Consider the following 23,647-nt stretch of genomic DNA (forward strand, 5'->3'; position numbering starts at 1 on the left):
GCGGTAAGACCTCACGTCATTCCAGGCTTGGCGAGAGGAGACCGTTTTGCTGCGGGATTACTTAACCGATCTTCCGTTGATCGCGATTTTGCGGGGCCTCAAGCCCGAGAATGCCGAGGCTGTCGGCAATGTCCTTGTCGATGCCGGATTTCGGCTGATCGAGGTGCCCCTCAATTCGCCGGATCCGTTCCACAGCATCGCGATTCTCGCAAAGGCGATGCCGCCGAACGTGCTCATCGGTGCGGGCACGGTTCTCGACCCGAACGATGTGAACGGTGTTCGCGACGTGGGCGGCAAGCTGATCGTGATGCCTCATGCCGATCTCGACGTGATCAGGCGCGCCAAGGAACTGAGTCTCGTCTGCACCCCCGGCGTCGCCACGCCGACCGAGGCGTTTGCCGCGTTGAAAGCGGGGGCCGACGCCATCAAGATCTTTCCCGCCGAAGCGACGCCGCCCCAGATCGTGAAGGCCTGGCGGGCGGTTCTGCCGCAGGACGCCATCGTATTGCCAGTCGGCGGCATCAGGCCGGATACCATGAAGGCCTATGTGGAGGCGGGCGCAAACGGTTTCGGGCTCGGCTCGGCCCTGTTCACGCCCTCCATGCCCGTCGAGGAGATCGGCCGGAACGCCCGCGCTTTCGCCACGGCCTGGCAGGCCTTGCGCAAGGGATGAGCTGGCTCGTTCAACCAAGACTCATCAACGGCCCATTCGACGATCCGGGACTCTACCTCGATTTTCGCTATGGCCGCCGAGCCATCCTGTTCGACCTCGGCGACCTGCGCCCCCTCTCCGCCCGGGAGATCCTGCGCATCACCCACGCCTTCGTCTCTCACACGCATATCGATCATTTCATTGGGTTCGATCGACTTCTTCGGATCTGCCTGCACCGGCCGGGGCCGCTTCATCTGATCGGCCCGCCCGGTTTCATCGATCGTGTCGAGCACAAGCTCCGGGCCTATACGTGGAACCTGATCGACGAGACCTCCGTCGATTTTCAGCTCCATGTCGGCGAATTCCATGACAATCGCGTGGACCGCTTTGCCGTTTTCTCCGCGCAGCATGTCTTCAAACGGCATGATGTCGCCCCCTCCGACCTCCCCGCGGGCATCGTGCTGGCGGAGGATGACTTTCGCATCGAAGCCGTGGCGCTCGACCACGGCATTCCCTCACTGGCCTTCCGGCTCAGTGAAATCATGCGCGTCAATGTCCGGCGCGGCGCGCTTGAAAGTCTCAGGCTCCCGAAGGGCCCCTGGTTGACCGAAGCCAAGAAGATCATGCGCTCGGGCGCGGAGGATGCAGAACTCGAGGTTCCAGGCGTCGGGCGGGTTTTCTTGAAAGATCTGAAGGACAGGATATTCATCGCCGGCCCCGGGCAGGCCGTGGCCTATGTGACGGACACGGCCCCGACCAAGGCCAATGCCGAGAAGATCCTGGCCCTTGCCCATGACGTCGATCAGCTCTTCATCGAAGCCGTCTTCCCCGAACGCGATCGTGCTCTTGCCGAGGCGGCGCTGCATCTGACGGCATGGGAGGCAGGGCGTCTGGCCCGCGCGGCCAGGGCTAGGCGCCTCACGGTCTTTCACCATTCTGCCCGCTACGAGAACGAACCGGATGCCCTCCGCGCGGAAGCGTTCCGGGCCTTCGAAGGATCCCTATCCCCTTGAGGCCCGCCCCGACGCAGGCAAGGGATGTCCCTTTCCAGACCGCTCCAAACGTTGCAAGCATCCGGAAGCGCGGAAGATCCTATTCCTTACGACGCAGGTCCGCCTCCAGGACCATCGTGAACGGAAGGGTCGCCACGTGATACCGGGCTTCATCCTGAATCTCGACCGCCCACGACGTCCAATTGCGGAAGCGCCCCTCCTCCGAAATCAGGTTGAGCACCGCAACGATGGCATACTCGATCGCTTCTCCAAGATTCGAGCACTCCTCGCCGCTTTTGTCGAGGAGGTGAAGATGCGCACGTCGAAGGTTGAAATAATATCGCGGCACAAAGTCGACTCTAGATCTCGATGGGCCCGGCCGGTCCAATATAGAGGATCGAGAAACCCTCCTGGCGCAAGCGATATAATAAATCATTCGAAGTCATGTGATCACTGACAATGCTGTTGCCGTAAAAGGATTGGCCGCGTGAACGGAAATATTGAGACGCTGCAAGTTTTGCGCGATCCGTTAAAGCCTGGATCGTCCAGAAAGCGTCATCGTTGCGCACGACCCGAAAGTCGATCTCAGGCTTACGCCGAACTGGGATCGGAGCACGGTCCATGACGATGGTCGCTGCCGACTGCATTCCGTCCTCCAAAAAGAATTAGGGATTGAGGCGGTGTGATTCGAACTCGTCCTTTCAAAGTCTGCAGAACCTACCTCTCTTTTCATCTACCAGTTGGGATAAAAAGAGGAGTTCGCGCGTTGAGCGTTTAATAGAGCCCCTTTCGCTCACTTGGTCTGTGCGATGAAACACTTCCGGGCCAATCCAGATGAAGCGTCGGTCGTGAACAGCCTCATGAGCATCTTCGATGCTCTCGGCTTCGGAAGCATCCTGCTCGGAGATGGGCGGAGGGTTCTCAATTTCAACCGGCACATCCAACAACATTTTGGTGCCGGGCTAACAGTCCAATCAGGCTATCTTTCTGCGACCGATGCAAAATCCGACCGTATCCTGCAAGGCGTTCTCGCAGCCCATTTCGATGGGATTGAAAAGCCGCGAGGAGCTTTGGGTCTGCATCGCGCCGAGTTGAGGCCTTTGATCCTACGCATTCTATCCCTGGGCGAAAACATTCGATCGGCCCTGGGAGGAGCAAGGCTCATCGCGATCGTGGTTGATCCGGAATACTGCCCCGAGCCCATGCCGGAACTTCTTCCGCAAGTCTTTGGGTTGACGAAAAAGGAAACCCAGGTGGCGATCCAGCTGATGTGCGGCAACACCCTCCAGGAAATCGCGCAGAATACCGGAATTGGCCTGGGAACCATCCGCACTCAGACGAAGGCGATCCTCGCCAAGACCGAGACGAAGCGACAGGCCGAACTGGTCGGCCTCCTGACTCGTCTGGCGGTCGTCTCGGCACAAATGGATTAGGTGCCGGCTATGCCTTCAACGCCGCCTGCCGTGTGTTCCGCGAAAGAAGGGCACGGTGAGGAGACGCTGCCCTGTCTCGTCGGTGATTTCCAGTTCGATATTGCCCGCATCGGCCAATTGGTCGCGAAGCTCCTCAACGGTGGCGAGGGCTTCGGCGCGGGCCGATTCGAGGTCCGGCAGTTCGATCCCCTCCTCGTCCTCATCGAGGTCATAACCATCTCGAATGTTGAAGAAGAAACGGGGCATCGGAGTCCTACCTCGAATGAGGGATGTTGAAGGCACAAGTCATCCTATGGAGGTAGATCCTATCGCAGATCCTGATACGACCCCATGACAAAACTTTATTACTTTGGAGAATTTCAATGGCGCGGCCTAGGGGAATCGAACCCCTCTTCCCAGCGTGAAAGGCTGGTGTCCTAACCGATAGACGAAGGCCGCTTGATCGGGGCAGTGCCGCCGAAGTGGGCGGACATATAGATGGGTTCTTTGGGCTCGGCAAGCGCAAGAATGACCAAGAATGACTTATTCGGGTTTTGCGGCATCCATAATGCGCAGCTCGACCTTTTCACCCCCGCCCCAGCGGTCGATCGACAAGGTTCCGGCCACGTGCAGAGGGCTTCCGATGGCCTGGGAAAGGGCCAATCCCAAAGGCTGGCCCGCAGCCCGGAAGGCGACTCCCCCGATAAAAGCCCCATCGCCACTACGGAGTTTCACGCGCACATGGCCGCCGCTTCCCACTTCCCGCGCCTCCACGATTCGGTGGTGGGGGAAGACGAAGACAGGCTCCGGCTGGCCCGAACCGAAGGGCCCTGCCCGCTCCAGGGCCGCGACGATGCTCGTCTGCGCGCCTCCGGCCGTGAGCGTGGCGTCGATGGCGAAGTGATCGTTGAGTCGAGAGTTGCCGACAGACTCCGCCAGCCTCTCGATGACGAAGGCCTGGAAACGCTCCATATCGGTGGCCGCAATGGTGACGCCCGCCGCCATGGTATGACCGCCTCCCTTGACGGCGAGGCCCGCATCGACCGCGGCCCGCACCACGGAACCGAGATCGACTCCGGGCACGGACCGGCCTGAACCGGTGGCGGTTCCATCGGGATTGAGGGTGAAGGCGAAGGCGGGTCGGCGGAACCGCTCCTTCGTCCGCGCCGCGACCAGCCCCACTACGCCGGGATGCCATTCCGCCGAAGCGGTGACGATGACGGGAAGATCCGGCTGACGGTCGAGGGCGAAAAGGGCCTGCGCCTCCGCCTCTGCGACGGCGGTCATCTCGATGGCCTGGCGGTCCCGGTTCAAACGGTCGAGCTCCGTCGCCAGTTGCCCGGCCAGGAATGGATCCTCCGAGAGAAGCAGCTTCGAGCCCAGAGCGGCATCGCCGATGCGGCCGCCCGCATTGATGCGCGGCCCTACGAGATAGCCGAGATGCCAGCTCTCCGGCGCGCCTGAGAGCCCCGCCGTATCCAGGAGGGCCGCCAAGCCGACCCGGCGGCGGTTGCGCATGATGGCGAGGCCCTGTCGCACGAAGGCGCGGTTGAGCCCGATCAGGGGCACCACATCGGCCACCGTCGCGAGAGCGACGAGATCGAGACTGGCCATTAGGTCCGGCTCGGCCCGATGGTGGAAGAAGCCGCGGCTGCGTAGGGCCCGGTTAAGGGCGACGAGAGAGAGGAAGACCACGCCGGCGGCACAGAGATGGCCAAGTCCTGAGAGGTCATCCTGCCGGTTCGGATTGACCACGGCCAGGGCCTCCGGCAGCCGCTCGGGCGCCTGGTGATGGTCGAGGACGATGGCATCGAGGCCGAGGCGCTTGGCTTCCGCCAGGGGCTCGTGGCTCGCTGTGCCGCAATCCACCGTGACGAGAAGCTCGGCCCCTTGCTCCTTCAGGGACCGGATCGCATCCACATTCGGGCCGTAGCCTTCCGTGATCCGGTCGGGGATATGGATGAGATAGGGCACGTCGCAGGCGCGAAGATACTCGGCGAGCAGGGAGGCGCTGCAGGCGCCGTCCACATCGTAATCGCCGAAGATTGCGACCTTCTCCCGGCGTACGACCGCATCGGCCAGACGGGCCGCCGCCTTCTCCATGTCGGTGAGGACATGGGGATCGGGCATCAGGTCCCGGAGCCGTGGGTTCAGAAAACCTTCGGTCTCATGAACGGCAACGCCGCGCCCGGCGAGAACGCGGGCGAGCACATCGGGCAGGCCATGGGTCTGGGCGATGGCGAGCGCGGTGGTACCCTGGGAGGCATCGCATCGCTCGACCCAAGTCCGGCCCAGGGCGGAACGGGCAATGCCGAGAAACGGACGGTTTGAAGACAATACAGCTGATTCGGTCACGGCGGGAGCTTAACGCGAAATGCCGTCAAAACACCTGCGGTATTGAAGGCACGACAGCGGCGGGAGGAAGACGAGCAATTTCGCCCCCGTCAAAAAACCTTCCGGTACTGAATGAATCCGCTCCGGGCCGCGACTTTCTCATAGAGAGCCTGGGCGGTCGTGTTGGTCTCCTGGGTCAGCCAGTAGACCCGGCTTGCCCCATCCGCCTGCGCCTTCTCATAAACCGCCTCGATCAGCGCCCGGCCGACACCCTGGTTACGGGCTTTTTCGGAGGTGAACAGGTCCTGGAGATAGCAGTAATTGCCGGTGCTCCAGGTCGAGCGATGATAGAGATAATGCACGATGCCGATGATTTCCCCGTCGATGACGGCGGCAAGTCCGTGCATGGGTTCGGCGGGGTCGAGCAGCCGCTTCCAAGTGAGGTCCGTGACGTCCGGCGCGAGCGTGGATTTGTAGAAGGTCAGGTAGCCTTGCCAGAGCGGGCTCCACTCTTCCCGGTCACTTTGCGCGAACGGGCGGATGAGGAGAGTGTCTTTCTGCTGATCCGCCACGGCCTTTTCCTTCACATCAGATTTCGGAGAACGGAAAGGCTCCCCCGCCGTGCATGGCCGGGGAGCCTCTTCATTGTTTAATCGAGATGGAACTTCGACAATTCGCGGTGCTCGCCGTAGATGCGGCGCACGGTGCCGGTAGCCGAACGGTACACCACCGTCTCGGTCGTGATGACATCCCTGCCGAAATTCACGCCCTTGAGGAGAGCGCCGTCGGTCACGCCGGTCGCCGCCACGATCACGTCGCCGCGGGCGAGATCGGTCATGTCGTATTTCCGGTTCGGATCGGTCACGCCCATCTGCAGGGCGCGCGAGCGCTTCTCCTCCGTGTCGAGAATGAGGCGGGCCTGCATCTGGCCGCCGATGCAGCGCAACGCGCCCGCTGCCAGCACGCCTTCCGGGGCCGCGCCGATGCCGAGATAGATGTCGATGCCGGTTTCCTCAGGCTTCGTCGTGAAGATCACTCCCGCCACGTCGCCATCCGAGATCAGGCGGATGCCCGCGCCGGTCTTGCGGATCGCGGCGATGAGGTCAGCGTGGCGCGGGCGGTCGAGCACGAGGGCGGTCAGCTCGTTCGGCTTCACGCCCTTCGCCTTGGCGAGGTTGTGGATGTTCTCTTCCGGCGGCGCATCCAGATCGACCACGCCGGTCGGATAGCCCGGGCCCACGGCGATCTTGTGCATGTAGACGTCGGGCGCGGCCAGCAGGGTCCCGGATTCGGCCATCGCCATCACGGCGATGGAGCCCGGCATGTCCTTGGCGCAAAGGGTGGTGCCTTCGAGCGGATCGACGGCGATGTCGACCTTCGGGCCGTTCTTGTTGCCGACCCGCTCGCCGATGAAGAGCATGGGCGCCTCGTCGCGCTCGCCCTCGCCGATCACGACGGTTCCGTCGATGGGAAGGCGGTTCAGCTCACGGCGCATGGCGTCCACCGCCGCCTGATCCGCGGCCTTTTCGTTGCCGCGCCCGCGAAGGCGGGCCGAGGCGACGGCGGCGCGCTCGGTCACGCGGACGAGCTCCAGGGTCAGGATGCGTTCGATGAGTTGGCCCGGTTGGACGGTAATGCCTTGCGACATGGACGTGTCGTCTCCCTTTGACTGGAATGGCGAATTGTCAGTTCGCCGAAAACCTATTCGCGTTCGATGCGGATCACCTGGGGTGGCTCTGCGATAAGACCATCCCTGGAAATTTTTTCAACGGCGGACCGGATAGCGGCCTCCGTTGCCGCGTAGGTGATGAGAACCAGCGAAACCGGCGCGCCCGAACGGCCATGCGGATCCTTGCTCGCAGCGGTCTCGGATCGTTTCTGGAGAATGCTCTCCAGAGAGATATCGGCCTCCGCCATGCGGGTGGCCACGCCAGCAGCGACGCCGGGGCGGTCATGAACCGTCAGGCGGATGTAATAGCCGCCCTCGTGGCGCTGCATCGGAGCCCGCTGCGCCTTTTCGAGCCGGCTGCTCGACTGCCCGAACGGAGCCTCGGCCTTGCCCAGGGCCACATCGGCGATATCAGCCACGACGGCAGAAGCGGTCGCATCCCCGCCGGCGCCCGGGCCGACCAGGGTGAGTTCCTTGACCGCATCCGCATCGATGGTCACGGCGTTCGTGACGCCCATGACCTGTGCGATGGGAGAGGACTTGGGCACCATGGTCGGGTGGACCCGCTGCTCGATGCCGGTCTTCGTGCGCTCGGCGACGCCCAGGAGCTTGATGCGGAAGCCAAGCTCGTTCGCCATCGTCAGGTCGAGCGGCGTGATCGAGGAAATGCCTTCCACATAGATGGCATCCGCATCGATCTCGGTGCCGAAGGCGAGGCTCGTGAGAATGGCAAGCTTGTGAGCTGTGTCGAAACCTTCGACGTCGAAGGTCGGGTCCGCTTCCGCATAGCCGAGGCGCTGGGCGTCCTTCAGGCATTCCGCGAAGGTGAGCCCCTCCAGCTCCATGCGGGAGAGGATATAGTTGCAGGTGCCGTTCAGAATGCCGTAAAGGCGCGAGACTCGATTGCCCGGCAGGGCCTCCCGAAGGGTCTTGATGACGGGGATGCCGCCCGCGACCGAGGCCTCGAAGGCCAGGGAAACGCCTTTATCTTCCGCTGTCTTGGCGAGTGAAACCCCGTGCTTGGCGAGGAGCGCCTTGTTGGCCGTAACCACGTGCTTGCCGGCGGCGAGAGCGGCTTCCACGAGTTCCCGGGCCGTGCCCTCGGCTCCGCCCACAAGCTCGACGACGCAATCGACCTCAGCCGACCGGGCAAGCTCGAGCGGGTCGTCGAACCAGGTATAGGCCGACAGGTCGATGCCGCGATCCTTGCCCTTGTCGCGAGCGGAAACGGCGGTCACCTGCACCGGGCGTCCGCTGCGCTGAGCCAAAACCTCGTTCTGACGGGCAAGAATCTGGATGACCGATGCGCCAACCGTGCCGAGGCCGGCGATACCGACCCGAAAAGGACGTGCCACGAACAACAGCTCCCTATGAAAGTCGCGTTGCTCTTTACGACTGCTACGGTTGCATGTCCATGCACGCTTGATGACAGGTGCGGGCGCCCTGCCCGCGCCTGGTTCTCGCGTGCCTCAGCTTGCCCGATTCAGGGGCACGACGTTGTGCAACGTGGTATCGGCCGTATCGAAGAACTTGCGGATGTTGCGGGCCGCCTGACGGATGCGCTGCTCGTTTTCCACCAGTGCGATGCGGACATAATCGTCCCCGTGCTCGCCGAAGCCGATGCCGGGCGCGACCGCCACATCGGCCTTCTCAACCAGAAGCTTGGAGAATTCGAGGCTGCCGAGAGAGCGGAACTGTTCCGGGATCTGGACCCAGGCAAACATGGACGCGGTCGGGGTCGGGACCGGCCAGCCGGCCTTCTCGAAGGAATCGACCATCACGTCCCGGCGGCGCTTGTACGTCGCCCGCATCTCGCGGATGCAAGCGTCGGGTCCGTTCAGGGCCGCGGTCGCCGCGACCTGAACCGGCGTGAAGGCGCCGTAATCGAGATAGGATTTCACCCGCGCGAGGGCCGCCAGGAGACGCTCGTTGCCGACCGCGAAGCCGATGCGCCAGCCGGCCATCGAAAAAGTCTTCGACATGGAAGTGAATTCGACCGCCACATCGATGGCGCCCGGCACCTGTAGGATGGAGGGCGGCGGATGGGCCTCGTCGAAATAGACCTCCGAATAGGCGAGGTCCGAGAGCAGGATCAGCTCGTGCTTCTTCGCGAAGGCCACGAGATCGCGATAAAAATCGAGGGAGGCCACGTAGGCGGTCGGGTTGGACGGATAGCAGACGACCAGCGCCACGGGCTTCGGGATCGAATGCATCACGGCCCGCTCGGCGGCGGGAAAGAAATCCGGCGTCGGCTCGGCGGGCACGGAGCGGATGACGCCGCCCGCCATCAGGAAGCCGAAGGCGTGGATCGGATAGCTCGGATTGGGAACGAGAACCACATCGCCCGGCTCGGTGATCGCCTGGGCCATGTTGGCGAATCCCTCCTTGGATCCCAGCGTCGCCACCACCTGGGTATCCGGATTGAGCTTCACCCCGAAGCGGCGCTCGTAATACCCGGCCTGCGCGCGGCGCAGACCGCCGATCCCCTTGGACGCGGAATAACGGTCGGTTCGCGGCTTGCCGACGGTCTCGACCAGCTTGTCGATGACATGCTGGGGCGCGGGCAGATCGGGATTGCCCATGCCGAGATCGATGATGTCGGCCCCGTTGGCACGGGCGGCGGCTTTGATGCGGTTGACCTGCTCGAACACATAAGGGGGAAGGCGCTTGATGCGGTAGAAATCCGACATGGTTCAATCCTCGAGCAGAAATCAAAAAAAGGCGATCGGGCTTACGGCGACTTGGGCTTTGGTTTTGCGGCCGGAAGCATGACGGGCTGCGGAGCCGGCGTTCCTCCCAATTGAGCGGCGGCCTCACCCTTGCTCTGATTCTGCGCCCTTAGGGCATCGAGTTCCGCCTCGGCGGCCTTCACTTCATCCACCGTCTTGGCGGCGGTCGGTCGGCCCTCCTGCGGGGTGCCGATGGGGATATAATCCAGCGCTTGCGGTCTCGTGCTCGCGATGAAATCCGGCCGGGGCGCCGTCTTGGGGGCGAGCCCCGACGATGCCAGCAAATCGCCGGTGGGGTTCCCGCTGGAGCATCCCGCGACGGCGGAAGCGGCAAGGATGGCACAAAGCGTAAAAACGGCACGGCCGGAGATGGCAAATGCAAAATTCATTCTTAATTCCAAGAGCAGGGCACTCGCTCTAGCATGTATGATGGCTCATTCGCTAAAATGTCGGAAATACGGCGTATGAGCAATGGCAGTGAGGCCCTTAGGGAGATCGCCTTATGGACAAGCCGCCTGGTGACGAGAAGGTAAACCCCTCGACTCCGGATTTCGACGAACTGTCACGCAATCTCTCGCTTTTCCTCGAAGGAGCCGGCAAGGCGACAGCCGCATATCTCAAACCGTTGAGCGAAGGCCGGCATCGATCCGGTTTCGCCGAGGAGGCGGCTGAGGCCGTCAGGTCCCTGGGCCATGTCGCGGAAGCCTGGATGACGGATCCGCACAAGAGCCTCGAAGCGCAGACCCGTCTCGGCTCCCAGTTTCTCGACCTGTGGGCCTCGACCTTAAGACGCGCCCAGGGTGAGACGACCGAACCCATCGCCAAGCCGGAAATCAAGGATTCCCGGTTTCAGGATCCGGAATGGTCGGAGAATCCGGTCTTCGACTTCCTCAAGCAGGCCTATCTCATCACCTCGCGCTGGGCGGAGGGGCTGATCGACGACGCGGAGGGCCTCGACGATCACACGCGGCGCAAGGCGCAGTTCTATCTCAAGCAACTCTCCAGCGCGTTTTCGCCCTCCAACTTCCTCCTGACCAATCCCGAACTCCTGCGGGAGACGGTTCAGAAAAGCGGCGCCAACCTCGTGCGCGGCATGCACATGCTGGCGGAGGATATCGAGGCCGGGGGCGGCGAATTGCGGATTCGCCAATCCGATCCGACCCAGTTCAAGGTTGGCGTCAACATCGCCACCACGCCTGGAAAGGTCATTTTTCGCAACGACCTCATGGAGTTGATCCAGTATTCTCCATCGACGGACGAGGTCCTGAAGCGGCCGCTCCTGATTGTGCCGCCCTGGATCAACAAGTTTTATATCCTCGACCTCAACCCGGAGAAGAGCTTCATCCGCTGGGCGGTCTCGCAAGGCCTCACCGTGTTCTGCATCTCATGGGTCAATCCCGATGCGGAGCACGCGGACAAGAGTTTCGAGCATTACATGGACGAGGGCATCTTCGCGGCGCTCGACGTCATCAAGGAGGTCACGGGCGAAAAGAAGGTCACGGCCATCGGCTATTGCGTCGGCGGAACATTGCTCGCCACGGCGCTGGCCTACATGGCGGCCAAGCGCGACAAGCGGATCGACAGCGCCACCTTCTTCACGGCACAGGTGGATTTCACCTATGCGGGCGACCTGAAGGTCTTCGTCGACAAGGACCGGGTCAGCGCGCTCGAGGCCAGCATGAAGCGGCGCGGCTATCTGGAAGGCTCGCACATGGCGAACGCCTTCAACATGCTGCGCCCGAACGATCTGATCTGGCCCTACGTGGTCAATGTCTACCTGAAGGGCCACGCGCCCTTCCCGTTCGACCTGCTCTACTGGAATTCCGATTCGACGCGCATGCCCGCAGCGAACCACGCCTTCTATCTGCGCAACTGCTATCTCGACAACAAACTCGCCAAGGGCGAGATGGAAATCGGCGGCGTCAAACTCAGCCTGAAGAAGATCAAGATTCCGGTCTTCAATCTGGCGACCAAAGAGGACCACATCGCCCCTGCTCGCTCGGTGTTTCTGGGGTCGAAGATCTTCGGCGGACCCGTGGATTTCGTGCTTGCGGGCTCCGGCCACATCGCCGGCGTCGTCAATCCGGTCAACAAACCCAAATACCAGTTCTGGACCGGCGGTCCCGTCGAAGGCGAACTCGAGGATTGGCTGGGAAAGGCCATGGAAACCGAAGGCACGTGGTGGCCCCATTGGTTCTCCTGGATCGAGAAGCAGGATCCGCGCCGAGTGCCGGCACGCGAGCCGGGTGGCGGCAAATTCGTGCCGCTCTGCAATGCGCCGGGCACTTATGTCCTGGCGAAATCCTGAGAGCGCCTACACTCCTCTAACGAAAAAGGCCGGCGTGATGCCGGCCTTCTTTATCGTGAACTTTTGAGCGCTCAGTTCTTCCGCACAATCGGAGCCGGAATCGCCTTTGCCGGGTTGTCCCAGCGATACTTGATCGAAGCCGAAATGATGTCGACCCCCGCATCCACCTTCGCCTGAAGCACCACGCCGCGGGTCGGGAAAGTCGGGTTACCGGGCGAGATGTTGATGTCCGTATTTCCGACCGTGAAGATATGCGAATAGGCCAGATCGAATGAGAGCTGATCGCTCCAGTTGTAGGTCGTGCCCAGCGATAGCCAGATGCGGTCGGAGTCGGGAAGACGCGGGGTGCGCGTATGCTCGTCGATCGGCGAGATTTCGTAGGCGAGACCGGCGCGAACCGTCCAAGCCGGATTGATGGTGTATTCACCACCGACAGAGAAGAACCAGCCATCCTTATAGTCGAGCGGTATGTAGGGCGACTGGGCCAGGAGCGTGCCGGTCAGGCCGTTGGTGACGCGCGGGAAGCCCAGACGGCTCCAGTTCGTCCATTCCGCCGTGGCGTGGAGAGTGAACGCGTCGGTAATGCGCTGGCTCACACCGACCGAAACGGATTCCGGCAGAATAAGGTTGGCTTTAATCGGAATGCCGAAATACTGGAAGCTGCCGCTGACGTCCTGCTGGACCGCAGAGCGGAAGCCGACACCAATCGCGGTTCCTGCGAATGGCGTGAAGTTCGCGCCAAGCGAGTAGCCGACGCCCCAGCTGTCGCCTTCCAGACCGGCGCTTGCAGCGAACGGCGACGGCGCGGCCGGGGTCGGTCCAATCGCCGAGAAAAAGCGAACCTTGAAGTACTGCGCGCGGACGCCCGCACCGACCGACATCCAGTCATTGACCTTGTAGCCAATGGTCGGCCCGACCTCAGCGGAGAGCACCGACGTGGTCCGGGAATAGAGCTGGCCGGCCCAGAACGTGTGCGGCTTCGTCGTCAGGCCGAACGGCGCGCTGACATTAAGGCCGAGCCAGAGGCGATCATTGATCTGGAAGCTGGCATAGGAAGCTGGGACAACGCCATCCCGGCCGACATCGCCAGCGCCGCCGAGAGCCAGCAGGCTTGCCGGAACGGTCAAGGTCGGGTTGACGTCAGAACGCGGAATGATGCCACTGACATGTCCTTCGAACTGCCAGCCGGGCCGCATGGTGATGGTAGCCGGGTTCCAGTACATCGAGGACACGCCCGCAGAACCGTCCGCGACGCCGGCAAAGGCCATACCGAGGCCGGTCGCGCTCTGTTCGCGAAGGGCGAAAGCGCCCGCCTGGGCCCCTCCCTGAGCTGAAATGAGAGCCGTCAGCGAGACGGCAGCCAGGGTCAATGAACGATTGAAACTCATCGGGAGATTCCTGCCCTCGTGGACTTCTATTGTTGGCTTTTGCGGGAGAATCCCGCGCCTTGAAGCATAGTCTGCCAATGCTTCATTTTTGCCGCAATCGGTTAATGAGAACCTATCGCTCCAGGGGCATGATTTTAATTTATTGTATTTGAATCTATTAATTCTTATGTTGTACTTAATTTACTTGAGAAACTGAAATACAATCACATTGTTTATATGTAAACAAATGTATTGAAAGGCGCATGACAAGGTGCAGCGCCCCGTTCAAATCGTCCAGGAATTGTGCAGTTTGCCTGCCTTCGTGGCAAAACGGCAACATTTCTACGCCGAGAAAGTGCATTGTACCGTTAGGGGAAATTGCTCCATATGATGCACACCATCACGAAGGGGAATGCCGATGAAGCTGGTAAGATTTGGAGAGATCGGCCGTGAGAAGCCGGGGCTTGTCGACGATAACGGCGACATCCGCGACCTGTCGTCCATGGTCGCCGACATTGCCGGGGAGGCGCTCGGCGCGCAAAGCCTGGAGCGTCTGAGCCGGATCGATCCTGCCACCCTGCCCCTCGCTCCGTCAGGGCAGCGTATCGGCTCCTGTGTCGGCCGGGTCGGCAATTTCGTCGCAATCGGCCTGAACTATGCGGACCATGCAGCCGAGACCGGCGCGCCGATTCCCGCCGAGCCTATCGTGTTCAACAAGGCGCCGTCCTGCATCGTCGGGGCGCATGACGACGTGATCATCCCGCGCGGGTCTCAGAAGACCGATTGGGAGGTCGAGCTTGCCATCGTCATCGGCGAGCGTGCCTCCTATGTGGGCGCCAACGAGGCGATGGATTTCGTGGCGGGCTATTGCATCTGCAACGACGTGTCCGAGCGGGAATATCAGCTCGAGCGCGGCGGAACCTGGACGAAGGGCAAGGGCTGCCCGACCTTCGGCCCCCTCGGCCCTTGGCTCGTGACGAAGGATGAGATCTCCGATCCGCACGATCTGGGCATGTGGCTCGACGTGAACGGTACGCGCATGCAGACCGGCTCAACGAAGACGATGATCTTCAATCTCTCGCAGATCGTGTCCTACGTCTCACATTTCATGATCCTGGAGCCGGGGGACGTCATCACCACGGGGACCCCCCCGGGCGTCGGCATGGGCATGAAGCCCCCGCGCTATCTCAAGTCCGGCGACGTGATCGATCTCGGAATTGACGGACTTGGCGTCCAGCGCCAGCGTGTGGTGGCGTTCGAGGAGCATCCCATCGACACCAGCCGCCCCGGGCACGGACGCCACGCCTGATACGAGCGCTCGTACCGAAGCAGCCTTCCGACCCATCGGAAGGCCGCATGACCTGTCGGCGAAAGGTGCCCCCCCTTTCGCCGAGCGCATCCTCAAGCGTCAGATCAGGCCCAGCATGAGCTGGATGTTCTGGACGGCAGCGCCCGACGCACCTTTGCCGAGATTGTCGAGGCGCGCCACCAGAACCGCGTGACCGTAGCTGTCGTTCCGGAAGACGCGCAGCTCCATCCGATCCGTATCGTTCAGCGCTTCGGGCTCGATCCGCTCGATCCGCTTGTCGTCCTTGGCGGTCGGCACCACGGTGACGAGTTTGCTGCCCTCGTACCACTTCGTCAGGACCGCCTCGATCTCCCCGGCCCCCGGCTTGCCGGGCAACATGTCGAGATGAAGCGGCACGCTGACCAGCATGCCCTGGCGGAAATTGCCGACCGAGGGAATGAAGATCGGCCTGCGGGTCAGGCCCGTGTAACGCTGCAATTCCGGCACATGCTTGTGCTCGAATCCGAGGCCGTAAAGCTCGAAGGCCGGAGCCGTTCCGGCTTCATAGGCCTCGATCATCGATCGCCCGCCGCCGCTATAGCCGCTGACAGCGTTCACGCTGACCGGATAATCGGCCGGGATCAGCCCCGCATCGACCAGCGGGCGGATGAGCGCGATGGCGCCTGTGGGATAGCAGCCGGGATTGGCGACCCTTTCGGCCTTCTCGATGGCGCTCCGCTGCGAGGGCGCAAGCTCGGCGAAGCCATAGACCCAGCCGGGGCTCACCCGATGCGCCGTGCTGGCATCGAGCACGCGCGGGCCCTTGCCGCCCATGGCATCGACGAGGGCTACCGTCTCGCGGGCCGCATCGTCATGCAGGCAGAGCACGACGAGATCGACCTCGCCCAGGATCTCGCGCTTGGCGGCGGGATCCTTGCGCAGTTCCTGCGCGATACTCTTGATGGCGATGCCCGGAATGTCCTTGAGGCGGTCGCGAATGCCGAGGCCGGTCGTTCCCGCCTCGCCATCGATGAAGACCGTCTTCGCCCGCTGGCCGAGTTCTGCTGTGTTCGTGGTCATGGTCGTCATAGCCGATCCGATCTACCTGTCAGGCCGCTGATATAAGGCATATGGCTTCAGAGAAAACAAAAAAGCCGCGCACGGGGCGCGGCTTGCGAACAGGCTGGGGCAGCCGTCATCGCGCTCGCGCGGCGGGAACGTTCAATCGACGTCGGCGGATGTTCAGCCTGTTGGTCATGCCCGTTTCATGCCGCCGAACGCCTTAGCTGTCAACAAGCATGGTCCTAGCGCATCGTGCGGAAAAGTGGACCCGGTTTTCCGCATACAACGATGCGCCGCTTTAAGAATGAGCATCGGGTTGATCCCAAAAGTGGAGGTCACTTTTGGGTCCGATGCTGTGGAACGCAGATGCAAAAAGGGCGGCCCCGAGGACCGCCCTTTCGCAAAGATATGTTCGACGCTTAGCGCTTCGAGAACTGGAAGCTGCGGCGAGCCTTGGCCTTGCCGTACTTCTTACGCTCGACGACGCGGGAGTCGCGGGTCAGGAAGCCTTCCTTCTTGAGCGGGCCGCGAAGCTCCGGCTCATAGTAGGTCAGTGCCTTGGAAAGACCGTGGCGAACCGCGCCGGCCTGGCCGGAGAGACCACCGCCATTGACGTTCACGACGATGTCGTACTGGCCGTCGCGGTTCACGATCTGGAGCGGCTGCTTCAGGATCATTCGGAGCACGGGACGGGCGAAGTAGACCTCGACCGCGCGACCATTGACCACGATATTGCCGGAACCCGGCTTGATCCACACGCGAGCGACGGCGTCCTTGCGCTTGCCGGTGGCATAAGCGCGGCCCTGTGCATCGAGCTTCTGGACGTGCTTCGGGGCTTCCGGAGCGGCGGCCTGGGCGTTCTGGCCCAGATCGGCGAGAGACTGAAGGGTCGCCATGTCTTAGACTCCCACGTTCTTGCGGTTGAGAGCGCCGACGTCCAGCACTTCCGGCTGTTGAGCCGTGTGCGGATGCTCAGCACCCTTGTAGACGCGCAGGTTGCTCAGGATCTGGCGGAAAAGCGGGCCGCGGGGGAGCATGCGCTCCACAGCCTTCTCGACAACGCGCTCGGGGAAGCGGCCTTCGAGAATGAAGCGCGCTGTGCGCTCCTTGATGCCACCCGGATAACCGGTGTGATGATAGTACACCTTCTGCTCGCGCTTGCGGCCGGTGAACACCACCTTATCGGCGTTGATGACGATAACGTTATCGCCGCAGTCGACGTGAGGGGTGTAGCTGGCCTTGTGCTTGCCACGAAGGCGCATCGCCACAACCGAAGCGAGACGGCCGACGACGAGGCCCTTCGCATCGATAATTACCCACTTCTTCTCGACCTCGGCGGGCTTCAGCGAAGTAGTCTTCATCGCGCTGTTTCCCGTTGGAGCCGTAATGGCTCAGGTTCTGAAAACGACAAACCGCCGCGAGTTGCGGCGGCGAGTAAGGGCTGATTAGAGGGTTTGAACGCGCAAGTCAACGACCAAAAGCGACCGAAGACAAGCAAGGAAACCCTTGCAGATCAAGGCATTCAAGGTATATGGTATCTAAATACCGCATATGTGGTAACTTATTACCACATTCCAATCATCGACGTTGCGGCCTCGACGTCCGCCCCGTAACATCCCGTGGAGTCTATGGGCAGGAGCCGTCATGACCGATGAACTCGTCTTCTATACCAACCCCATGTCGCGCGGGCGCATCGTGCGCTGGATGCTCGAGGAGGTTGGTCGGCCCTATCGGACGGAGCTGTTGGACTTTGGTTCCTCGATGAAGGGCCCAGCCTATCTCGCGATCAATCCCATGGGAAAAGTGCCGGCGATCCGGCATGGCGACACGGTGGTGACGGAAGCGGCCGCGATCTGCGCCTATCTCGCGGATGTCTTCCCCGAGACCGGTTTGGCCCCGCCCGGGGATCGCCGCCGGGGCGCCTATTACCGCTGGATGTTTTTCGCGGCCGGACCCGTCGAGGCTGCGTTGAGCAACAAGGCGTTTGGTTTCGAAGTGCCGAACGAGCGGCGGGGCATGATCGGCTACGGCAGCGTCGAGGACGTGGTGAATGCCCTGGAATACGCTGTCTCCCAGTCGGAATACATTGCCGGCGATCAGTTCACGGCGGCCGATGTCTATGCCGGTTCGCAGATCGGTTGGGGCATGATGTTCGGAACGCTGGAGAAGCGGCCAGCCTTTGAGAACTATTGGAAACGGATCAGTGTCCGCCCCGCAGCCGTGCGGGCGCGGGAGATCGACGATGCGCTGCTCCCTCCGGACCGGAAAGGCGCCTAGCTCAGGTCACATTAGAGCCGGCTCCACTTTGCCTGTTTGTCTGAAAATGCTCTAGCGATCCGGGATCGAGTACGTCCCCGTGGCATGGCAGACGACATCCTCGCTACCTTCGGAGTAAATTGAGACTTCCCCGACTGCGAGACGCTTGCCAAGCTTCAGCAGGCGGCATTCTGCGATGAGCGCCCGCTTCTCGGGCTTTCTCAGGAAATTGAAGTTCAGGCTGGTGGTTACGGCAAGCGCCACCGGGCCGATATGGGCCAGGATCGCCGCGTAAAGCGCGAGGTCGGCGAGCCCCATCATGGATGGGCCGGAAATCGTGCCGCCGGGCCGCAAATGTCGGTCGTGATAATCCATCCGCATGCGGGCAGAGAGCGGGCCGATCGCCTCGACATGGTAGGTCCGCCCCCCGATGTGAAGCTGCGAGAACTCCCGGTCGAGAAAGTCTCTCAGTTCGTCGAGAGTCATGATCGGCTTGAGGGACATCATCGACGATCCATGCTCATTGAATTGCCTTGCCCAATCTCATACGGTCCGGGCATGGACCACGACAATTACCCGAACGACTACATCCGCGACATCCTGCAGAGCGTGAAGACCATCGCGCTCGTCGGCGCTTCGCAGAATCCCGCGCGCCCGAGCTGGATCGTCATGAAATACCTTCTCGAGCGCGGATATGACGTCATCCCGATCAATCCCGGCCTCGTCGGAGGCGAGCTTCTCGGCAAGACGGTCTACAAGAACCTGTCGGAGGTGCCCCACCCTATCGACATGGTCGAGATCTTCCGCAATTCGGAGGCCGCCGGGCCGATCACGGACGAAGCCTTGAGCCTCGATCCGCTGCCGAAGGTGATCTGGATGCAGCTTTCCGTCCGCAACGACGAGGCGGCTGCGCGGGCGGAGGCGCGTGGAATCAAGGTCGTCATGGACCGCTGCCCCAAGATCGAGTTCGGCAGGTTGTCCGGCGAGATTTCGTGGCAGGGCGTGAACTCGCGCATGATCAGCGCCAAGAAGCCCGTGCTCGCCGGCAAGGGTTTTCAGAAGCTCAGCCTCAATCGGCCCAGATAGCCTTCAATCTGATGCTTTCTCTTTTGGTGAGAGCATCATGTGGCCGCAAAACCGGGGCCACTTTTGCGCACGATACTCTAGGAAGCGCCCTTGACGGCCGAACATTTCGTTCTTTAAATAGAACGAAATTGACGCCATTCCTGAAAAAGAGGCTTCTGCGATGACTGACCGTTTGCCCGGTTTCGACACTCTCGCCATTCATGCAGGGGCCGCGCCGGACGCGGCGACAGGCGCCAGGGCGACCCCGATCTACCAGACCACCTCCTTCGTCTTCGATGACGTGGACCATGCGGCCTCTCTGTTCGGCCTGCAGGCCTTCGGCAATATCTATTCGCGCATCGGCAATCCGACCTGCGCGGTGCTGGAGGAGCGGGTCGCTGCTCTGGAAGGCGGCACGGCGGCCCTGGCGGTGGCCTCGGGCCATGCGGCGCAATTCCTTGTCTTCCATACCCTGCTTCAGCCCGGCGATGAATTCGTGGCGGCCAAGAAGCTCTATGGCGGCTCGATCAACCAGTTCAATCATTCCTACAAGAATTTCGGCTGGAACGTGATCTGGGCCGATTCCGACGATCCTTCCACCTTCGAGGCCGCGATTACCCCGAAGACCAAGGCGATCTTCGTCGAATCCATTGCCAATCCGGGCGGCGTAATCGTGGACCTTCAGGCTATTTCGGCCATCGCCAAGAAGCACCGGATCCCGCTCATCGTCGATAACACGATGGCCTCGCCCTACTTGATCCGTCCCTTCGAGTATGGCGCCGACATCATCGTGCATTCGGCCACCAAGTTTCTGGGCGGCCACGGCAATTCCATCGGCGGCCTGATCGTGGACGGCGGCTCGTTCAACTTTGCGGGCGATGACCGTTATCCGATGCTCTCCAAGCCCCGGCCGGAATATGGCGGGATGGTGCTCGGCGAGACCTTCGGCAATTTCGGCTTCGCCATCGCCTGCCGCGTTCTCGGCCTGCGCGATCTCGGCCCGGCGCTCTCACCCTTTAACGCCTTCCTGATCCTGAACGGCATCGAGACCCTGCCGCTTCGCATGCAGCGCCATTCGGACAATGCGCTGGCGGTTGCAGAGCACCTGTCCACGCACGACAAGATCTCCTGGGTGAGCTATCCCGGCCTGCGCTCCGACCGCTATCATAACCTCGCCAAGCAATATTGCCCGAAGGGCGCAGGCGCGGTGTTCACTTTCGGCCTGAAGGACGGTTACGAGGCGGGCGTGAAGCTGGTCTCGAACCTCAAGCTGTTCTCGCACTTGGCGAATATCGGCGATACCCGCTCGCTGGTCATTCACCCGGCCTCGACGACACACCGCCAGTTGACCGACGATCAGAAGACCCAGGCCGGCGCAGGCCCGGAAGTCGTGCGCTTGTCGATTGGTCTGGAAGACAAGAACGACCTGATCGACGATCTCAATCAGGCACTCGACGCGGCCTGATCGGGCCGCGTTCGCCTGTCACGAAAAGCTGAGCAATAAGCGATGCGGCCTGATGAAGGCCGCATTTTTCTTAGCGCGCGATCGCTATTACTGCTGGCATCGCGCCCGCACTACGGTTTGTTCGAGTATGATCCGGCAAACCGATCCCCCACTTTGCCGGATCGTGCTTCAGGCGGCGCTGCGTGCGGCCCGGGCGTTTCTGTATGCGCCTTGCACAGCCTTGATGGACCGGTCGATGGCGGTCCAGAGCCGGCCGATTTCATCGGCGGCCGACGATTCCGGATCGAACTCCTCGGCGCCCTCGCCTTCCGCCAGCGCCATCGAGAAATCGGCGCGGTGCGTGACCTGGCCCGCCCAAACCGGAACCTTGAGGGCATTCAGCGCGCCCCGGGCATCGGAGACGATGGGCGCCTCCGCGTCGTGACGCTTGGCAGGCGCGCCATTGAGCACGGCGGCATAGGGCTTGCGCAATTCCCGCGCGATCGCGATCGTATCCTGCACGGCGGCGATATCGAAAAGGCTCGGCCTCGTCGGAATGATCACGAGGGTCGCATGCTTGATGGCCTCGACGACAACCTGCGACTTGTTCGGCGGCGTATCGATCAGCACCCAGTCGAAACCTTCCCGCTTCGCTTCCTTGAGCGCATCGGCGAGAGAGCGTGAGCCATGTTTGAGGGCAGGATTTTCCGTGCCCCGGATCCTGTGCCAGAACGACAGGGATCCTTGCGGATCCGCGTCGATCAGGAGTGTCTTGCGCTCCGGCGTCGCAATATAGGTGGCGAGATGAGCAGCAAGCGTGCTCTTTCCGGAGCCACCCTTGCGTGACGCAAAAACCAGCACGTTCATGCCTTACTCCCGATAAATTCCGTTCGCGGACCCAGCCGAAGATGGCAGGGTTCCTCTAACACTGTATCTATTTAACAGGATAAACACCAAGTCCCCAATTGAAACGATTATTTTACCTCTGGAAAAACCCACACGGCTCTTTCCACAGCGACTTGGCCAGCGGCTCGAATCTTCGAATTAGCGAATATCGCCCTGTCAACGATGGAATTGCCGCCTGAAGTTTTCAGTGAACCCCAAATGAACGGTGGGAACCAGCGTTATGCTCGGCCGTTAGAAGTCCGACTTTCACTGCTAAGGAGTGCATCTGATGTCGAATAAACTTCTTCTCGCCGGCGCTGTTCTTGCCATCCTGGCTCCAGTCGGAGCTTTCGCGCAGTCGAATGCCGCTGGCGGCGCGGCTGCAGGTGCAGCGACGGGTGCAGTCGGCGGCGCGGTCGTTGGCGGTCCGGTCGGCGCGGCTGTCGGCGGCGTGACGGGCGCGATCGTCGGTGGCATCGTCGGCGATCAGCAGCCGAAGTTCCATCAATACGTCGTCACTCAGGGCGTGCCATCCTACACCTATCAGCAGGAACTGCGGGTTGGCACCGTCCTCCCCGAATCCGGCGTGACCTATTATGAGGTTCCGGCTGAATACGGTGTCCGTGGTTATCGTTATACGGTCGTGAACAACACTCCGGTGCTTGTCGAACCGGGTACGCGCCGTGTCGTCCAGATCGTTCGCTAATTCCTAGCGCAAGGATTCAAGAAAAAGGGCAGTCCCTATGGGCTGCCCTTTTTCATATCATGTCTTCACCCAGCCGCTGACGCGTGCATGCACGACGGCCATTGCCAGCACGATCATGGCAAAGATCTGGTGCGCCAGCCCCGCCCAAAGCGGCACGACGAAAAGCAATGTCGCGATGCCGAGCGCCATCTGGGCAAGCCCAAGGCCCGCGAGCGCCGTTGCGCGGCGGGCCGCTTTCGAGGACGGCGCTTTGCTGCGCATGTCCCAGGCGTGCCAAAGCGCGAACGCCACGATGGCATAGGCCACCATGCGATGATTGAACTGCACCAGGGCAAGATTATCGACGAAGTTCTCGATGAAGGGCTTTACGCTGAACAATATCGAGGCCGGCGGCACGAGGTCGCCGTCCATGAGCGGCCAAGTGTTATAGGTCAAACCCGCTTTCGAACCGGCAACGAGGCCGCCCAGGGCTATCTGCAAGAGTACCAGAGCAACCAGGATTTTGGGGGCGGCGCCGTTTCGCGGCTCCTGAAGCACGGTCTCCGATCGGTCTTTCAATCCCGCCGCCACCCAGACGAGACAGGCAAGAATGATGCTGGCGATCGTCAGATGCAGCGCAAGCTTGATGGGCGCCACGGCGGTCATGCCGGGCTCAAGCCCCGACGCCACCATGATCCAGCCCACGGCACCCTGCAGGCCGCCGAGCGCGCCGATACCAAGGAGAGTGAGCGCAAATCGGCCCTTGATCGTGCCGCGCAGCCAGAAAAAGATCAGCGGCAGGAAGAACACGAGGCCGATCAGACGGCCGAGCTGGCGGTGTCCCCATTCCCAGGCGTAGATGAACTTGAACTCTGAGAGGGTCATGCCCTTGTTGACGAGTTCGTATTGCGGAATTTGGCGATATTTCTCGAACTCGGCCATCCAGCCCTGTTCGCTCAGCGGCGGAATGGCCCCGGTGACCGGCTTCCACTCCGTGATGGACAGACCGGAACCCGTAAGCCGCGTGGCGCCGCCGATGGCGATCATGGCGATGACCAGGGCCGCGAGGATGTAAAGCCAGGCTCGGACGGCGGACAGGTTGCGCGTCGCCGGAAGTCCCGAAAGCGGCACGCCTTGGGTAGAGGCTGCGACAGCCATACTCACTCTCATGATCGATTAGGGCTTGAACCCGGGATATTGCCTGTCACATAGAGGCTGGAGCATTTAGAGGCAATCAATGCCGGTGACGCACCAGACCGGCGCCAGAGCTTTTTACGAAGGATCCGCATATGGGCATTCGCACGCGCAAGCTGATCGGCACGGTTGTGATGCTGATCTTCATCGGCTTCTACGTGCTGTTCGCCATGGCGGCCGCCGAGGGCCGGATTACCGAGGCGCCCAAGCTCGTGCAGACCGTGGCCTATATCATTCTCGGCCTGATCTGGGTCGTGCCGATGCTGCCCCTGATCCGCTGGATGGGCAAACCCGATAAGGTCTGA

The 23,647-nt window shown here is 61.8% G+C and carries 26 protein-coding genes and 1 tRNA gene; 10 read left to right on the plus strand and 17 right to left on the minus strand.

The features are described from left to right. Window positions 1-46: 46 nt before the first annotated feature. Window positions 47-673 (plus strand): 2-dehydro-3-deoxy-6-phosphogalactonate aldolase, encoded by a 627-nt coding sequence (locus AB4Y97_RS02915; protein ID WP_441997504.1) that lies wholly within the window; start codon window positions 47-49, stop codon window positions 671-673. Beyond that, a complete protein-coding gene (locus tag AB4Y97_RS02920; RefSeq protein ID WP_441997505.1) occupies window positions 670-1,665 on the plus strand; it encodes an MBL fold metallo-hydrolase in 996 nt (331 codons plus the stop codon). Before AB4Y97_RS02915 ends, AB4Y97_RS02920 begins: the two co-directional genes overlap by 4 nt. A 79-nt stretch (window positions 1,666-1,744) precedes the next feature. On the opposite strand, the gene AB4Y97_RS02925 is transcribed toward AB4Y97_RS02920, so the two are convergent. Together AB4Y97_RS02925 and AB4Y97_RS02930 are read right to left on the minus strand one after the other, a co-directional pair. Further along, the gene (locus tag AB4Y97_RS02925) at window positions 1,745-1,993 is read right to left on the minus strand and encodes a DUF6894 family protein (protein WP_441997506.1); all 249 of its coding nucleotides are present in this window, start codon (window positions 1,991-1,993) and stop codon (window positions 1,745-1,747) included. Window positions 1,994-2,003: 10 nt separating this feature from the next. Continuing rightward, window positions 2,004-2,291, minus strand: a complete 288-nt coding sequence (locus AB4Y97_RS02930) for a hypothetical protein (RefSeq protein ID WP_441997507.1) — start codon at window positions 2,289-2,291, stop codon at window positions 2,004-2,006. 213 nt (window positions 2,292-2,504) lie between these two features. Here AB4Y97_RS02930 and AB4Y97_RS02935 point away from each other — a divergent pair, with 213 nt between their 5' ends. After that, on the plus strand, window positions 2,505-3,077 hold the full coding sequence (locus AB4Y97_RS02935; protein WP_441997508.1) for a helix-turn-helix transcriptional regulator: 573 nt from the start codon (window positions 2,505-2,507) through the stop codon (window positions 3,075-3,077). Between the two features lie 15 nt (window positions 3,078-3,092). On the opposite strand, the gene AB4Y97_RS02940 is transcribed toward AB4Y97_RS02935, so the two are convergent. The 8 genes from AB4Y97_RS02940 to AB4Y97_RS02975 all read right to left on the minus strand — a co-directional run bounded on the left by AB4Y97_RS02940 (window position 3,093) and on the right by AB4Y97_RS02975 (window position 10,177). Continuing rightward, window positions 3,093-3,323, minus strand: coding sequence for a DUF6894 family protein (locus tag AB4Y97_RS02940; RefSeq protein WP_441997509.1), 231 nt, complete (start codon window positions 3,321-3,323; stop codon window positions 3,093-3,095). A gap of 117 nt (window positions 3,324-3,440) precedes the next feature. Then, window positions 3,441-3,515 (minus strand) — tRNA-Glu (locus AB4Y97_RS02945). An 84-nt stretch (window positions 3,516-3,599) separates the two neighbouring features. Then, window positions 3,600-5,411, minus strand: a complete 1,812-nt coding sequence (recJ, locus tag AB4Y97_RS02950) for a single-stranded-DNA-specific exonuclease RecJ (RefSeq protein WP_441997510.1) — start codon at window positions 5,409-5,411, stop codon at window positions 3,600-3,602. A gap of 89 nt (window positions 5,412-5,500) precedes the next feature. After that, window positions 5,501-5,962 carry a GNAT family N-acetyltransferase gene (locus tag AB4Y97_RS02955; RefSeq protein WP_441997511.1) on the minus strand — a complete coding sequence of 154 codons (462 nt, stop codon included), beginning with the start codon at window positions 5,960-5,962 and terminating at the stop codon, window positions 5,501-5,503. Window positions 5,963-6,039: 77 nt separating this feature from the next. After that, window positions 6,040-7,038 (minus strand): class II fructose-bisphosphatase, encoded by a 999-nt coding sequence (gene glpX / locus AB4Y97_RS02960; protein ID WP_441997512.1) that lies wholly within the window; start codon window positions 7,036-7,038, stop codon window positions 6,040-6,042. A 53-nt stretch (window positions 7,039-7,091) separates the two neighbouring features. Next, complete coding sequence (locus tag AB4Y97_RS02965) at window positions 7,092-8,414, minus strand: homoserine dehydrogenase (protein WP_441997513.1); 1,323 nt, start codon at window positions 8,412-8,414, stop codon at window positions 7,092-7,094. Between the two features lie 114 nt (window positions 8,415-8,528). Next, window positions 8,529-9,749 carry an LL-diaminopimelate aminotransferase gene (locus AB4Y97_RS02970; RefSeq protein WP_441997514.1) on the minus strand — a complete coding sequence of 407 codons (1,221 nt, stop codon included), beginning with the start codon at window positions 9,747-9,749 and terminating at the stop codon, window positions 8,529-8,531. 41 nt (window positions 9,750-9,790) lie between these two features. Then, a complete protein-coding gene (locus tag AB4Y97_RS02975) occupies window positions 9,791-10,177 on the minus strand; it encodes a hypothetical protein (RefSeq protein WP_441997515.1) in 387 nt (128 codons plus the stop codon). A 113-nt stretch (window positions 10,178-10,290) separates the two neighbouring features. Between AB4Y97_RS02975 and AB4Y97_RS02980 the strand changes: the two genes are divergently transcribed. Then, window positions 10,291-12,096, plus strand: coding sequence for a PHA/PHB synthase family protein (locus tag AB4Y97_RS02980; RefSeq protein ID WP_441997516.1), 1,806 nt, complete (start codon window positions 10,291-10,293; stop codon window positions 12,094-12,096). Window positions 12,097-12,167: 71 nt separating this feature from the next. Here AB4Y97_RS02980 and AB4Y97_RS02985 read toward each other — a convergent pair whose 3' ends face one another. Further along, window positions 12,168-13,484 carry an OmpP1/FadL family transporter gene (locus AB4Y97_RS02985; RefSeq protein ID WP_441997517.1) on the minus strand — a complete coding sequence of 439 codons (1,317 nt, stop codon included), beginning with the start codon at window positions 13,482-13,484 and terminating at the stop codon, window positions 12,168-12,170. Window positions 13,485-13,881: 397 nt separating this feature from the next. On the opposite strand from AB4Y97_RS02985, the gene AB4Y97_RS02990 reads away from it, so the two are divergent. Then, entirely contained in the window at window positions 13,882-14,772 is an 891-nt protein-coding gene (locus AB4Y97_RS02990) for a fumarylacetoacetate hydrolase family protein (protein WP_441997518.1), read from the plus strand. A 99-nt stretch (window positions 14,773-14,871) separates the two neighbouring features. On the opposite strand, the gene argC is transcribed toward AB4Y97_RS02990, so the two are convergent. From argC to rplM, 3 genes are all read right to left on the minus strand, one after another. Continuing rightward, window positions 14,872-15,840 (minus strand): N-acetyl-gamma-glutamyl-phosphate reductase, encoded by a 969-nt coding sequence (gene argC / locus AB4Y97_RS02995; protein WP_441997519.1) that lies wholly within the window; start codon window positions 15,838-15,840, stop codon window positions 14,872-14,874. A 392-nt stretch (window positions 15,841-16,232) separates the two neighbouring features. Continuing rightward, window positions 16,233-16,709 carry a 30S ribosomal protein S9 gene (gene rpsI / locus AB4Y97_RS03000; RefSeq protein ID WP_441997520.1) on the minus strand — a complete coding sequence of 159 codons (477 nt, stop codon included), beginning with the start codon at window positions 16,707-16,709 and terminating at the stop codon, window positions 16,233-16,235. 3 nt (window positions 16,710-16,712) lie between these two features. Next, a complete protein-coding gene (rplM, locus tag AB4Y97_RS03005; RefSeq protein WP_441997521.1) occupies window positions 16,713-17,174 on the minus strand; it encodes a 50S ribosomal protein L13 in 462 nt (153 codons plus the stop codon). A gap of 283 nt (window positions 17,175-17,457) precedes the next feature. Between rplM and AB4Y97_RS03010 the strand changes: the two genes are divergently transcribed. Beyond that, a complete protein-coding gene (locus tag AB4Y97_RS03010; protein WP_441997522.1) occupies window positions 17,458-18,090 on the plus strand; it encodes a glutathione S-transferase family protein in 633 nt (210 codons plus the stop codon). A gap of 51 nt (window positions 18,091-18,141) precedes the next feature. Here AB4Y97_RS03010 and AB4Y97_RS03015 read toward each other — a convergent pair whose 3' ends face one another. Further along, window positions 18,142-18,576: a PaaI family thioesterase gene (locus tag AB4Y97_RS03015; RefSeq protein ID WP_441997523.1), complete on the minus strand. Its 435-nt coding sequence runs from the start codon at window positions 18,574-18,576 to the stop codon at window positions 18,142-18,144. 51 nt (window positions 18,577-18,627) lie between these two features. On the opposite strand from AB4Y97_RS03015, the gene AB4Y97_RS03020 reads away from it, so the two are divergent. Both AB4Y97_RS03020 and AB4Y97_RS03025 read left to right on the plus strand, forming a co-directional pair. Continuing rightward, window positions 18,628-19,155 (plus strand): CoA-binding protein, encoded by a 528-nt coding sequence (locus tag AB4Y97_RS03020; protein ID WP_441997524.1) that lies wholly within the window; start codon window positions 18,628-18,630, stop codon window positions 19,153-19,155. 160 nt (window positions 19,156-19,315) lie between these two features. Further along, complete coding sequence (locus AB4Y97_RS03025) at window positions 19,316-20,599, plus strand: O-acetylhomoserine aminocarboxypropyltransferase (protein ID WP_441997525.1); 1,284 nt, start codon at window positions 19,316-19,318, stop codon at window positions 20,597-20,599. Window positions 20,600-20,767: 168 nt separating this feature from the next. Here the strand turns inward: AB4Y97_RS03025 and AB4Y97_RS03030 are convergent, their stop codons facing one another. Continuing rightward, window positions 20,768-21,445: an AAA family ATPase gene (locus AB4Y97_RS03030; RefSeq protein WP_441997526.1), complete on the minus strand. Its 678-nt coding sequence runs from the start codon at window positions 21,443-21,445 to the stop codon at window positions 20,768-20,770. A gap of 307 nt (window positions 21,446-21,752) precedes the next feature. On the opposite strand from AB4Y97_RS03030, the gene AB4Y97_RS03035 reads away from it, so the two are divergent. Further along, on the plus strand, window positions 21,753-22,169 hold the full coding sequence (locus AB4Y97_RS03035) for a DUF1236 domain-containing protein (protein WP_441997527.1): 417 nt from the start codon (window positions 21,753-21,755) through the stop codon (window positions 22,167-22,169). Window positions 22,170-22,226: 57 nt separating this feature from the next. On the opposite strand, the gene AB4Y97_RS03040 is transcribed toward AB4Y97_RS03035, so the two are convergent. Next, on the minus strand, window positions 22,227-23,306 hold the full coding sequence (locus tag AB4Y97_RS03040) for a COX15/CtaA family protein (RefSeq protein WP_441997528.1): 1,080 nt from the start codon (window positions 23,304-23,306) through the stop codon (window positions 22,227-22,229). A 131-nt stretch (window positions 23,307-23,437) separates the two neighbouring features. On the opposite strand from AB4Y97_RS03040, the gene AB4Y97_RS03045 reads away from it, so the two are divergent. Beyond that, complete coding sequence (locus AB4Y97_RS03045; protein ID WP_441997529.1) at window positions 23,438-23,647, plus strand: DUF2842 domain-containing protein; 210 nt, start codon at window positions 23,438-23,440, stop codon at window positions 23,645-23,647.

The organism is Microvirga sp. 2TAF3 (assembly GCF_052114965.1).
GTDB lineage: Bacteria > Pseudomonadota > Alphaproteobacteria > Rhizobiales > Beijerinckiaceae > Microvirga.